Below are 13,318 nucleotides of genomic sequence, written 5' to 3'. Positions count from 1 at the left end.
TTACCGAGTCGAGTCTGGGGTTTAGCGGTAGACGAGGCCGCCGTCGATCAGCGGCGCCTGGCCGGTCATGTAGTCCGAATCCGGGCCGGCCAGGTAGGCCACCAGGCCCGCCACATCCTCCGGTGTTTCTGCACGGCCCAGGGCAATGCCATCCACGTACTTCTTATACGTTGCCCCCACTTGCGCGCCGGTAATCTCGGCCATGCGCTTGTCGATTTCGACCCACATATCGGTGCCCACCACGCCTGGGCAATAGGCATTCACCGTCACCCCGGCGCTTGCCAGTTCCTTGGCCGCTGCCTGGGTCAGGGCACGCACGGCAAACTTGGTCGCCGAGTACACCCCCAGCAGTGCAAAGCCTTCGTGCCCGGCAATCGAGCAGGCATTGATGATCTTGCCCTTCTGCTTGAGCGCCTTGAACTTATTGCCCGCCGCCTGGATGCCCCACAACACGCCCTGTACGTTGATGCCCAGGGTGCGTTCGACCTGTTCCGGGGTCACGTCCAGCAGCGAGTCAATCTGCGCCACCCCGGCGTTATTTACGATGATGTCAAAGCCACCCAGGGTCTGGTGCGCATGCTCGACCGCCGCGACCACCTGCTCGCGCTTGGACACGTCGGCGGTAAACACCGAGGCCTTGCGCCCGAGTGCCACGACCTCGGCCGCCACGGCTTCGAGCTTGGCGCTATTGATATCGACCAGGGCGATATCCGCCCCGTCCCGCGCCAGGCGCAGGGCAATGGCCCGGCCAATGCCCTGCCCGGCGCCGGTCACCAGTGCAACTTTTCCAGCGATACCCATGATGATCTCCTGCAACGATAAGCGAAGCCTTGTCTATCGCAGGTGCGGGGTCACGCTGTCGAGGCCCGGATGAATTGGCGCAGGGCTTGAGACGCAACGTCTCAAGCAGCCGGGCTGAGGCGAGTACTTGTAAAGACGCGCACTTATGCCTAGCTTATGCGCCCCCGCCCCGCGCTTTAAGGCCTTGCCCCCATGGTTTTGCGTTTTCGCCCCGTCGTCACCTCACATTTGGCCCTCGGCCTGCTGCTCAGCGGCGGCATCGGCAACAGCCTGGCGGCTGAGCTGGAACTGCCGGCGCTGAACATCCAGGGCCAGGATGAGTCCGGTTATCGTGCGCAAAGCGCGTCGGTCGGCGGCTTCAATGAAGCACCGCTGCTCGACACCCCGGCCTCGATCACCGTGATCAACGCCGCGCTGATCAAGGACCAGCAGGCACGCCTGCTCAGTGAAGTGCTGCGCAACGACGCCTCGGTGGGCGAAAGCTACGCGCCGATTGGCTATTACGAAAATTTCGTGGTCCGGGGTTTTTCCCTGAATGCCGCCAGCAGCTACAAGATCAACGGGCGCACCATCACCGGCGAGCAGAACGTAGCCCTGGAAAACAAGCAGCGGGTGGAGTTGCTCAAGGGCCTGGCGGGCCTGCAAAGCGGGATTTCCGAGCCCAGCGGCGTGATCAACTACGTGACCAAACGCCCGGAAGACGTGCGCTCGGTCACGGTGTCCACCGATGATCGCGGCAGCGGCTATATCGCCACCGATGTCGGCGGCTGGTTTGGCAGCGAGCAGCAATTTGGCTTGCGCGCCAACGTCGCCCATGAAGACCTCAATTCCTATGTCGAACATGCCAATGGCCAGCGGGACTTTGTATCCCTGGCCTTCGACTGGAACATCAGCCCCGACGCCGTGCTGCAACTGGATGCCGAATACCAGGACAAACAACAGCGCTCGGTGCCCGGCTACCAGTTGCTCGGCGGCACCGAAGTGCCCCATGACGCCTCGCCGAAAAAACTGCTCGGCCACCAGAGCGGCTCCAAGCAGGTGGGGATCGACTCGCTGAACCTCAACGGCAAGTTCGAGTACCGCTTCAGTGACCAGTGGAAAGGCAGCGTCAGCGCGGCCCGCAGCAAGGTGGTGATTGATGACTACAGTTCGTTTGCCTGGGGTTGCTACGGCTCCCCCAGTTGCGCCGGCGTCAAAGTGCCGAACTACTTCAGCCCGGAAGGCAACTACGACATCGCTGACTACCGCAGCCCTGACGACACCCGGCGCAATGATGAAATCCAGGCGGCCATGACCGGCCTGTTCAGCACGGCCGGCCTGAGCCATGAACTGACCTTCGGCACCAGCGCCTTCCGCCGGGTGATCGACAAGCGCAAGTCGGTCAATGAATACGTCGGCAGCGGCAATATCAATCAGGACCCGGAAACCTTCCCGCCCACCGACAAGCCCCTGAACGACAGTCACCGGCGCCTCGACAGCCGCCAGTACGGGCTGTTCGTCACCGACCGCATCAGCTTCAACGAGCAATGGCAAACCGTGCTCGGTGGCCGCGAAGTGCGCCTGGATGAAAAGTCCTTCGATCAACATGGCGTGCAGGAGCGTCACACCCAGCAGTACGAGTTCCTGCCCAACGCTGCGCTGATCTACAAGCCAGTGGAAAACATCTCGTTGTACACCAGCTACAGCAAGGGCCTGTCACTGGGCGGTGAGGCACCGTGGTATGCGAGCAATGATGGGGAAATCCTCGCGCCGACCGTCTCCCGGCAGATCGAAGCCGGGGTGAAATACGACTGGCGCCGCATCAGCTTCGCCGCCGCGGTGTTCCAGACACGCCAGGCCTACCAGTACGCCAAGCCCGACAGCGCCGGAGACTTCACCTACGTGCAGCAGGGCCAGCAGAAAAACACCGGCCTGGAGCTGTCAGCCAATGGCTGGGCCACCGAGCGTCTGCAGATTGCGACCAGCGTGGCGGCGATTCGCGCCCGGGTGAGCGGCAGCGGCACGCCGCAATACGAAGGCCACCAGACGATCAACGTGCCCAAGCTGCGCGCCAGTGTATACGCCGACTACGCCCTGCCATGGGTCAACGGCCTGGCGGTACTCGGCGGCGTGCAATACAGCGCCAGCAAGAACGCCAACCGTACCGGCAATGTGGAAGTGGGGGATTATGCGCTGGTCAACATCGGCAGCCGCTACACCACCCAGGTCGACGGCTATGAAACGGTGTTCCGCCTGAGCGTCGACAACCTGTTCGACAAGCGCTACTGGCGTGATGCGGGCGAATACATGGGCGATGACTACCTGTTCCAGGGTGCGCCATTGACGGCGCGCCTGAGTGCTTCCATCAACTTCTGACTCCCGACCCAATGTGAAACCTGGCTTATGTGGGAGCCAGCTCCCACACAAACCAGCTCCCACAATGGCCAGCGCCTACCCTTGAATGTCGTTACTTAGGCATCTTGCGAAAGCCCACCGCCAGGCGGTTCCAGCTGTTGATGGTGGCAATGGCCACGCTCAAGTCGACCTGTTCGGCAGCGCTGAACTCGGCATTGAGCAACGCATAGTCTTCGTCCGAGGCGTGGGTCTGGCTGATCAGCGTCAGGCTTTCGGCCCAGGCCAGGGCGGCGCGTTCGCGCGGGGTGAAGAACGGCGTTTCGCGCCAGGCCGACAGGGTGCACAAGCGGCGCTCGGTCTCGCCGCCCTTGCGGGCATCGGCAGTGTGCATATCCAGGCAGAAGGCGCAGCCGTTGATCTGGGAGACACGCAGGCGCACCAGCTCCAGCAGCGGCAGTTCAATGGACAGTTTGCCGACGGCGGCTTCCAAGGCGAGCATGGCCTTCATCGCATCGGGGGACGCGGTGTAGAAATCAATGCGAGCAGACATGGTGTTACTCCAGGACAGTAGGAATTGGCGCCCAGCTTAATCACCCCACTGCCTCGCACAAATAGCCAATCCTGACGAAGAACAGGTAGCCAATGCCAGGCGCTTCAGGCCCGGCGGCGCAGCCACTGTAAAAAGCCCTTTTTCACCGGCACGATCGGTGCGTCCTGGGTCAGGTGCTGGGCGGTGTGCAGGCGGAAATCCAGGAGGTTCTGCATGGCTTCACTGATATCGTGGCGCGCATCCAGGCACGGCTTGAGGTATTCCTTTTCGATGCGGTAGAGGGTGCAGTAGGTCTTGGCCACAAAGTCCGCCGGCACGCTTTGCGCCCCCAGAATCCCGGCTTCGCCAATCACTTCTCCTGGCCCCATGCGCCCGGCTTCGAACGCGTGCCCGGCCTTGACCAGCATCACCGAAACCACCCCGGACTCGATGATAAACAGGTGATCGCTGACCTCCCCCCTCGGCAGGATCATCTCACCGGCGCGGAAGGTGTGCAGGGTCATGTTCTGGCTGAAGGTTTCCTTCTCTTCCTGACGCAAGGTCGAGAAGATACTCGAGCTTTCCAGCAGTGCCCGTGCGGGTGTGGTGGCCGGCGAGGTCGGGCTTTCGGCGCTCGACAACAGGCTCACACCGGCCGCCTGCAAGTGCCGGTAGGCCAGGTCATAAAGCTGGTTGCGCACCTCGCGCTTGAGGGCCATGGCCGGCACGAAGCCGCTGATTTCATACTCCACGCCACCACCGGTAGAGGTTTTGAAGGCCACGCTCGGCGCCGGCTTGGCCAGCAATTGCCGGCAACCTTGCATGGCCCGTTCCAGGGCTTCCAATACTGTTTGCGGACGCGCATGGGGGCTGACTTGCAGGCTCACCGCCAGGCCGAACATATCCGCCGGGCGTGAGAAATTGATGATCTTGGCCTTGGCCGCCAGCGAGTTGGGGATCACCGCCATACTGCCCTGGGAGGTTTGCAGGCGCGTGGCGCGCCAGTCGATATCCGTCACCCGGCCTTCGGTGCCGTCGATGGAGATCCAGTCATCCAGCTGGTAGGGCTTGGTGGTGTTGAGCACGATTCCGGAGAACACGTCGCTCAAGGTGCTCTGCAGCGCCAGGCCGACGATGATCGCCACCGCGCCGGAGGTGGCCAGTACGCCCTTGACCGGCAGGTCGAGCACGTAGGCCATGGCCGCGATGATCGCGATCAGGAAAATCACCGCGCCCATCAGGTCTTGCAGCAACCGCCCGGTGTGGCCGACCCGCTGCATCATCAGCGCGCCGAGCAACACCGTCAGGGTGCGCGCGGCAAACAACCACCAGGCGATCTGCAAGGCCGTGGCGGCCAGGTGCAGCGGGGTGTTGTCGGCGTACGGCGCCAGTTGCATGGGGTTCATGCCGTCGTTGAACAGCACGGCGCTGAACACCGCGAAAATCCCCAGCCGCGCAATCAGCTTCCAGTTGCCGGGGCTGGCCGAAAACAGACGCCAGACGACGATATCGATAAGGATCAGCGCCAGGGCGCACAGCATCGGGTGATCGGAGAGAAAAGACAGCATCCAGGCGACTCCAGGGCGAATGCCCTGAAGATCGCATGAAATGAAGTTGGCGGGTATAGGGCGCCGCCAATCAGCGGGAGGCGCCGTGCATTTGGCCGAACTGGCCGGACTGGAAGTCGGCGAAGGCCTGGTGAATCTCTTGCTCGGTGTTCATCACAAACGGACCGTGACCGACGATGGGCTCGTCGATGGGTTCACCACTGAGCAGCAGCACCATGGCGTGGGCGTTGGACTCCAGGCTGAGCTGATCGCCCTCGCGCTCAAACAGCACCAGTTGCCCTTCGCGTGCCAGTTCCTGGCCGTTGACTTGCACGGTGCCTTTGAGCACCACCAGCGCGGTATTGCGCCCGGCATGCAGGTCCAGGGTCACGGCCTTGCCGCCATTGAGGCGCAGGTCCCACACGTCAATCGGCGTGAAGGTGCGTGCCGGCCCGGTGCGGCCAGCGAACTCACCGGCAATCAGGCGCAGGCTGCCGGCACCATGGGCCAGGGGCAACGACGGAATATCGCCGTCGAGAATGGTCTGGTAGCCGGCTTCGCTCATTTTGTCCTTGGCCGGCAGGTTGACCCACAGTTGCACCATTTCCAGGGCGCCACCCCGTTTGGCGAAGGCTTCGGAATGAAACTCTTCATGCAGGATCCCTTTGGCCGCAGTCATCCACTGCACATCGCCCGGGCCGATGGTGCCGCCGGCACCCGTGGAATCGCGGTGCTCGACTTCGCCGTCGTAGACGATGGTCACGGTTTCAAAGCCGCGATGGGGATGCTGGCCCACGCCACGTCGCTGCGTGGTGGGGGTGAAATCCGCCGGGCCGGCGTGGTCCAGCAGCAGGAACGGGCTGATGTGCTTGCCCATGGTGTCGTAGGAAAACAGCGTGCGAACCGGAAAACCGTCGCCGACCCAATGGCCGCGTGGGCTGGTGTAGATACCAATGATGTTTTTCATGATGGACCTCCAAAGTGCATCCACCTTAAATCCAATACCAATAAGGCACTAGACAGCGGATTTGGCTCGCATCGTTCCATGGATGGGACGACTTAACCGCGGCGCTTCGCAGCCATAGCCCATCCGGTTTCATTGGCGTGGGCGTTGAGACTACAGGCCACCCGCAAAACGCAAAGCAGGCATCTTAATCATCTACGCCCGAACAACCTGGACAACGTGTGACAACGCGATCCAAAGCAAAGGGTGGATTAAATTATATTTCGGTCGTAATATTTGGCCAAATATTACGTTCGTAATTTTTTCTACGCCAACGCCACCAGGAGCCTGAAATGAGCCCACGCCCTCCTCTTCACCGCCTTTTTTCGCCCCTGGCGCTGTTGATCCTGCTCAGCGGTTGCAACAGCCAGGCCGACCCCACCGCCAACACCGCCCCACCGCGCCCGGTGCTGGCGGCCAACGTCGAAGCCGCTGCAAGCCAGCAGAATGCCTATACCGGGGTGGTGGCGGCACGCACCGAAAGCGACCTGGGTTTTCGAGTCAGTGGCAAGGTGATCGAACGCAAAGTCGATCCCGGCCAGCACGTTTCCCGGGGCGACATCCTGCTGGTCCTGGATATCGGCGACTTCGAGCTGGCACTGCGCTCGGCAAAAAACCGCGTCAATGCCGCCCAGGCGCAACTGCGTCAGCGCCGTGATGATGCCAATCGCTACCAACGCCTGGCCAGCACCGGCGCGGTGTCACGGCAGATTTTCGACCAGTCCGCGACTAACCTGCGGGTCGCCGAAGCTGAACTCGCCGCCGCCCAGTCGGACGCCAGCCAGATTGAAAACCGTCGCACCTACTCGGTGCTGCGGGCCGATGGCGACGGGGTGATCACCGATGTGCGGGTGGAGCGCGGGCAGGTGGTGGCCGAAGGGCAGATCGTCGCGCGCCTGGCCCACGACGGTGCGCGGGAAGCCATCATCCACCTGCCGGAAAACCAGCGTGACCGCGCCTCGCAAAAAGCCCTGGCCTTGCCGTTCGGTGCGCCGGACCAGGCGGTCACCGCGACATTGCGTGAACTCTCGGCCAGCGCCGATCCCGTCACCCGCACCTACCGCGCGCGCTATGTGCTGCACGGCACGGTCGAGCGTGTCGCCCTCGGCTCCACCATCACCCTGCGCCTGCAAGGCAACGGCCAACCGCCACACACCCGCGTGCCGATTGGCGCCCTGCAGGATACCGGCAACGGCAGCGGGGTCTGGCTGATTGGCGCGGATGACAAAGTCAGCTTCGCTGCGGTCACGGTGGCCAGCCTGGGCCAGGAAGAAGCCCTGCTTTCCAGCGGCGTCAGCCCCGGCCAACGGGTGGTCGCCCTCGGCGCGCACCTGCTGCACCAGGGTGACAGCGTGCGCGTGCTGCCCGCCCAGGCACAGCCCCTCAACCGCCGCCAGGAACCTTGAGCATGCATGGCCTGAATCTCTCGGCATTGGCGGTCAAGCACCGTGCCGTCACCCTGTTCCTGATCCTCGCAATCCTCGCTGCCGGGATTTTTTCCTTCGGTAAACTGGGGCGCGCCGAAGACCCGCTGTTCACCGTCAAAGTCATGACCATCACCGCCGCCTGGCCCGGCGCCACGGCCCAGGAGATGCAGGAGCAAGTGGCCGACCGCCTGGAAAAGCGCCTGCAGGAGCTGGACGACTACGACCGCGTCGAAACCATCGCCCAACCGGGGTTTGTGTCGATGCGCATGACCTTCCTCGAGTCCACGCGCCCCAATGAAATCCAGGACCTGTTCTACCAGACCCGCAAAAAACTCAGTGACGAAGCCGCCAAACTGCCCAAGGGCGTGATCGGGCCGTTCTTCAACGATGAATATTCCGATGTGTACTTCGCCCTATACGCCCTGGAAGCCGAACACCTGCCCCATCGCCAACAGGTGCAGATGGCCGAAGCAATGCGCCAGGACTTCCTCAGGCTGCCGGGGGTGAAGAAGGTCAATATCCTCGGCGAACAGGCGCAGCGGGTATTTGTCGAGTTCTCCTATGAGCGCCTGGCGACCCTGGGGATCAAGCCCGAGCAGATCTTCGCCGCCCTCGCCGCGCAAAACGCCGTGGCGCCGTCGGGGTTTGTCGAAACCGCCGGCGCCCGTGCTTATATCCGTATCGACGGCGCCTTTGACAGCCTGGCGCTGATCGAAAACGTGCCGCTGCCGGTGGACGGCAAAGTGCTGCGCATCGCCGATGTCGCCACCGTCAGCCGTGGCTATGAAGACCCGCCCAGCTACCGTATCCGCCACCAGGGCGACGCGGCCTTGATGCTGGGCATCATCATGGAAAAACACTGGAACGGCCTGGACCTGGACCAGAGCCTCAAGGGCCAGGAGGCTAAAATCCAGGCGGACCTGCCCCTGGGCGTCAACTTCGCAAAAGTCTCCGACCAGGCGAAAAACATCAGCCTGGCGGTGGATGAGTTCATGCTCAAATTCTTCGTCGCCCTGGCCGTGGTGATGGTCATCAGCCTGTTGGCCCTTGGTTTTCGCGTCGGTTTGGTAGTAGCGGCGGCGGTGCCGCTGACCTTGTCCATAGTGTTTGTGATCATGCTGCTGACCGGCCGCGAATTTGACCGCATCACCCTCGGCGCGCTGATCATTTCCCTGGGCCTGTTGGTGGACGACGCAATCATCGCCATTGAGATGATGGTGGTGAAACTCGAAGAAGGCTTCGACCGCATCCACGCCGCGACCTTCGCCTGGAGCGCCACTGCCGCGCCAATGCTGACCGGCACCCTGGTGACGATCATCGGCTTTCTGCCGGTGGGTTTTGCCCGTTCGGGTGCGGGCGAATATGCCGGCAATATCTTCTGGATCGTTGGCTTTGCCCTAATCGCGTCGTGGTTGGTGGCGGTGGTGTTTACCCCGTACCTGGGGGTCAAGCTGCTGCCCAATATCAAGCCGGTACCCGGCGGCCACGACGCGATCTATGCCGGCCCCTGGTACCAGAAACTGCGCCACCTGGTGCAAACCTGCGTGCGCCGGCGCTGGCAGGTGACCGGGCTGGTGGTGTCGGCGTTTGTGCTGTGCGTATTGGGCATGGGTGTGGTGAAGAAGCAGTTCTTCCCCAACTCCGACCGTTCCGAATTGATCCTGGAGGTGTATATGCCGCCGGGCAGTGCCTTCAAAAGCACCGAGGCGGTGGCGGCACAGTTGGAAAAGGCGCTGCTGCAAGAGCCACAGACGCGCATGGTCGACACCTATGTAGGCGGCGGTGCGCCACGGTTTTTCCTATCGCTTAACCCTGAGTTGCCTGACCCGGCGTTCGCCAAACTGATCGTGCAAACCGCCGACGCCCATGCCCGCGATGCCTTGAAACGGCGCATGCGCGAGCGCATCGCCGACGGCGAATTCCCCGCCGCGCGGGTACGGGTCACGCAATTGCTGTTCGGCCCGCCGGTGCCCTTCCCCGTGGTGTTTCGCGTGTCCGGCCCCGACTTGAGCCTGTTGCGCAGCCTGTCCGAAGAGGTGCGCCAGGTGGTTGCCGCCAACCCTCTGACCAAGGACGCGTTCCTCGATTGGGGCGAACGCACCAGCGCTTATCGCCTGGTGCTGGACCAGGATCGCCTGCGCCTGCTGGGCTTCACCCCCGACGAGGTGAAATCCCAACTCAACGCCCTGCTCAGCGGGAACCCGATCACCGAAGTACGCGAAGGCAACCGCACGGTGTCGGTGGTGGTCCGTGCCCAGGGCAGCCAGCGTGAAGACCTCGGCAACCTCGACAATATGACCCTGACCAACAGCGCCGGCGTGTCGCTGCCCCTGGCCCAGGTCGGGCATTTCCAGGCCGTGATGGAAGAACCTATCCTCAAGCGCCGCGACCGTACGACCACGGTTGAAGTGCGCGCCGACATCATCGACGGCGTGCAACCGCCCGACGTGGAGATGGCTGTCTACAAAGACCTGCAAGCGCTGATTGCACGATTGCCGGCCGGCTACCGCCTGGACATCGGCGGCCCGGTGGAAGAAAGCGCCAAGGCCAACGTGGCCCTGGCGGCACTGTTCCCGATCATGATCCTGCTGACCCTCACGGTGATCATGTTCCAGGTGCGCTCGTTCGGCGTGATGTTCATGGTCTTCGCCACCGCCCCGCTGGGCTTGATCGGCGCAGTGCCGACCTTGCTGCTGTTCAACCAACCGTTTGGCTTCAACGCGATCCTGGGGTTGATCGGGATTGGCGGGATCCTGATGCGCAACACCCTGATCTTCACCGACCAGATCCGCCAGAACCAGGAACAGGGCCTGGCCACCACCGAGGCGATTGTCGAAGCCACCGTACGCCGCGCACGGCCGGTGATACTGACTGCGCTGGCGGCGGCGTTGGCGTTTATTCCGCTGACCTTGTCGGTGTTCTGGTCGTCCCTGGCGTATGTGCTGATCGGCGGGGTGTTGGTGGGGACATTGTTGACGCTGCTGTTCTTGCCAGCGTTGTGCAGTTTGGTGCTGGGCCGGGACAAGGTGCGGGCGGCAATCTCCTAATGTGTCGGTTTGTGTGGGAGCGGGCTTGCCCGCGATGGCGGCGAATCAGTCAACCAAGATGCCGCCTGACACACCGCTATCGCGGGCAAGCCCGCTCCCACATCAACCCGGTGTCTACCGAGCGATTGATGGTGCTTTCAGATCAGCGCTTGGCCAGCTCCATAATCATCCGACTCAACAGATAAATCCGCGGCGCCACACTCTCCACCTCGGCGTACTCCTGCGCTGTATGGATATTGCCGCCGACAATCCCGAAGCCGTCCAGCGTCGGGGTGCCGACGCCCGCCGACAGGCTGGCATCCGCCGCCCCGCCACTGCCTTCAATGGTCAGCTTGCGCCCAAGTTCGGCGTAGATGCCTTGGGCGATAGCCACCAACTTGTCAGACTCAGGCGTCTGCGGCATCGGCGGCAAACCCCGTTGCAGGCTGGTGGTGACCTGTGTTTCAGGAATCAGCTTATTGGCGGAAACCCGCGCCAGATCCTTCTCGATCCGATCAAACTCTTCCGGCAGCGCCGCCCGCACATCCGCCTTGGCCGTGGCCTGGTCGGGGATCACGTTGGTGCGATCGCCAGCCTTGAGCACGGTGAAGTTGATGGTGGTTTTTTTCTCGTCATCCCCAAGCTTGCCCAGTTGCAGGATCTGGTGGGCCGCCTCCATCGCCGCGTTACGCCCCAGCTCCGGGGCAACCCCGGCGTGAGCGGCCTTGCCCTTGACCTCAACCACCGCTGTGGCACTGCCCTTGCGCCAGACCACCAGGCCATCGGCCGGACGACCGGGCTCCAGGTTCAAGGTGACATCGTGGGCCTTGGCGGTTTTGCGGATCAGTTCGGAGACGGCCTCGGAGCCGGTTTCTTCGCTGGCATCGAGCAGAAAGGTGATTTGCGCGTAGTCCGTGAAGTGCTGGTTTTTCAGCACTTTCAAGGCATAGATCCCGGCGACGATCCCGCCCTTGTCGTCCATCACCCCAGGGCCATAGGCACGGCCGTCCTTGATATGAAACGGCCGCTCGGCCGCCGAGCCACCCTACCTGACAAAGGCCACATTGTTCATCCGCAAACCGACAGGGGACTGCTCGTCAGGCACCCCCGAAATTTCCCACCCGACTGCCGGATAATCTCTACTTCCAAGCGTTAAAAACCGCTGCAAAGTCCCTCGCCTGATCACACAGCGCAAGGGACCGCCGATGTACTTTCCAATTGATGCCCCGGTCCTGGGGGCAACCTCTTGAATGCCGCCATTGGTTTTATGGTCCTGGCGGCCATGGACTTCAAAACGCGGGACGTCGAAGCGGTTCTCGCCGACTTCCGGCAATGCCTGAACACCTATGACGCCTGGGCCGAGAGTTTCTGGAGCTTTTCGGCGCTGGAGGTCGAGCAGGTCTTCAAGGTGGGCGATGAGGTGGCGCTGGTGGCACCCATTGCGTCCAAAGCCCCCAGCAGCACCGTCGCGATGTGCAAAGCCAGTGGCTCGTTGACCCTGGTGCATATGTTCGAGAGCACACGTTTTGTGCCCATCGGCAACACCCCGGTGATGCTGCAAGCCATCCCCAAGAACGGTGGCCCGCTGGGCGACCCCCTTTACAAAACCATCGGCCCCAGCGGCATTCTCGAAGTCACCGACTGCACCCGCGACCAGCCGTATCGGATCACCTTCTACCCCAATGTTTCCAAAGCCCACGTCCAGGCGTTGTACGCGTCTTACCAGGCCATCATTGCGCCGCTGGAAAGCCAGTTGCGCAAAGACTGGAGCAGTACATTCGAACCTTTGTGGCAGGGCTACTCCGAAGCCAATTTTGTGCAGCGCTACCGCCTGCTGGACCAAGGCTATGCGCAGGGGTTTGGCAACGCACTGCATGAGCTGTGGGACAACATCCAACAGCTGTATCAATGGCTGGCGGACCTCAAGCCCAACAGCGAAAAACTCCTGCACTACCTCTCCCAGGCCGAACTTGATGCCCTACTGGCGTTGAGCCAGGAAGCCATCGCCAATGGCCTGCTGATGCTCAGCGACGAGCCGCTGTTGTTTATCTACCTGTCGGCGCTGGTCAGCTGGATGCGCATGCTGCCGCCGCCGTACTTGAACGAACTGCTGGGGCAAATCACCGCCGAAGTGCTGATCAACCTGTTGCTGGTGTGGGTCACCGCCGGCATGGGCGTGACGGTGCGCCTGGGCGCGCAAGTGCTGGGCAAGATCAAGTCGGGTCGGGTCCGCCAATGGCTCGAGCAGATGGCCCGGCCATTTGCGAAGACCGGCATGGAGCCCCATGCCGAGGCGCTCAGGCCGTTAATGCTGGGTAGCCCTGCAACGCCGATCAAGACGGTGCCCAGCGTGCCGCTGAAAGCCGGCGCAATGGAAGTAACCAATCCGGTGCCCCTGGTGCGGGAAAAATCCGCGCCCAAGACGGCCTTGGTCAAGCATGAGGCGGTCGACGACGCGCCCTCCTCCGCGAAAAACCCCAACGGTGAAGCAACCGCCAGCGCTGATCAAACCGCGACCCACGGCTGCCCGGTGTCCATGGTCACCGGCGAAGAGCTGCTGACCCTGACCGATGGCGAACTGGATGGCGTGCTGCCATTTGCCTGGACGCGCCTGTATCGCACCAGTGCCGTGGAGGTGGATTGCGGGCTGG

The 13,318-nt window shown here is 62.6% G+C and carries 8 protein-coding genes and 1 pseudogene; 4 read left to right on the top strand and 5 right to left on the bottom strand.

The window, feature by feature from the left end:
* Nucleotides 1-21: 21 nt before the first annotated feature.
* The gene (locus tag PSFL_RS06340; protein WP_057438489.1) at nucleotides 22-801 is read right to left on the bottom strand and encodes an acetoin reductase; all 780 of its coding nucleotides are present in this window, start codon (nucleotides 799-801) and stop codon (nucleotides 22-24) included.
* A gap of 192 nt (nucleotides 802-993) precedes the next feature.
* On the opposite strand from PSFL_RS06340, the gene PSFL_RS06335 reads away from it, so the two are divergent.
* On the top strand, nucleotides 994-3,156 hold the full coding sequence (locus PSFL_RS06335; RefSeq protein WP_289142239.1) for a TonB-dependent siderophore receptor: 2,163 nt from the start codon (nucleotides 994-996) through the stop codon (nucleotides 3,154-3,156).
* 91 nt (nucleotides 3,157-3,247) lie between these two features.
* Here PSFL_RS06335 and PSFL_RS06330 read toward each other — a convergent pair whose 3' ends face one another.
* The 3 genes from PSFL_RS06330 to PSFL_RS06320 form a co-directional block, all read right to left on the bottom strand.
* Nucleotides 3,248-3,685 carry a carboxymuconolactone decarboxylase family protein gene (locus PSFL_RS06330; RefSeq protein ID WP_057438487.1) on the bottom strand — a complete coding sequence of 146 codons (438 nt, stop codon included), beginning with the start codon at nucleotides 3,683-3,685 and terminating at the stop codon, nucleotides 3,248-3,250.
* A gap of 104 nt (nucleotides 3,686-3,789) precedes the next feature.
* Entirely contained in the window at nucleotides 3,790-5,232 is a 1,443-nt protein-coding gene (locus PSFL_RS06325) for a mechanosensitive ion channel family protein (protein ID WP_057959068.1), read from the bottom strand.
* Nucleotides 5,233-5,302: 70 nt separating this feature from the next.
* Complete coding sequence (locus PSFL_RS06320; protein ID WP_397469819.1) at nucleotides 5,303-6,178, bottom strand: pirin family protein; 876 nt, start codon at nucleotides 6,176-6,178, stop codon at nucleotides 5,303-5,305.
* A gap of 329 nt (nucleotides 6,179-6,507) precedes the next feature.
* On the opposite strand from PSFL_RS06320, the gene PSFL_RS06315 reads away from it, so the two are divergent.
* On the top strand, nucleotides 6,508-7,620 hold the full coding sequence (locus PSFL_RS06315; protein ID WP_200656541.1) for an efflux RND transporter periplasmic adaptor subunit: 1,113 nt from the start codon (nucleotides 6,508-6,510) through the stop codon (nucleotides 7,618-7,620).
* Nucleotides 7,621-7,622: 2 nt separating this feature from the next.
* Nucleotides 7,623-10,688: an efflux RND transporter permease subunit gene (locus PSFL_RS06310; RefSeq protein WP_397469818.1), complete on the top strand. Its 3,066-nt coding sequence runs from the start codon at nucleotides 7,623-7,625 to the stop codon at nucleotides 10,686-10,688.
* A gap of 142 nt (nucleotides 10,689-10,830) precedes the next feature.
* Here PSFL_RS06310 and PSFL_RS06305 read toward each other — a convergent pair.
* Nucleotides 10,831-11,709: pseudogene (locus PSFL_RS06305) on the bottom strand (glutamate carboxypeptidase); the annotation flags it as partial.
* Nucleotides 11,710-11,949: 240 nt separating this feature from the next.
* On the opposite strand from PSFL_RS06305, the gene PSFL_RS06300 reads away from it, so the two are divergent.
* On the top strand, nucleotides 11,950-13,318 hold a 1,369-nt coding region (locus PSFL_RS06300; protein ID WP_397469839.1), incomplete at its 3' end, for a DUF6531 domain-containing protein.

The sequence above is a fragment of the Pseudomonas sp. DD1 genome (genome assembly GCF_044510355.1).
In the GTDB taxonomy this organism is placed as follows: Bacteria; Pseudomonadota; Gammaproteobacteria; order Pseudomonadales; family Pseudomonadaceae; genus Aquipseudomonas; species Aquipseudomonas shahriarae.
This window is presented reverse-complemented; position numbering and strand designations above follow the sequence as displayed.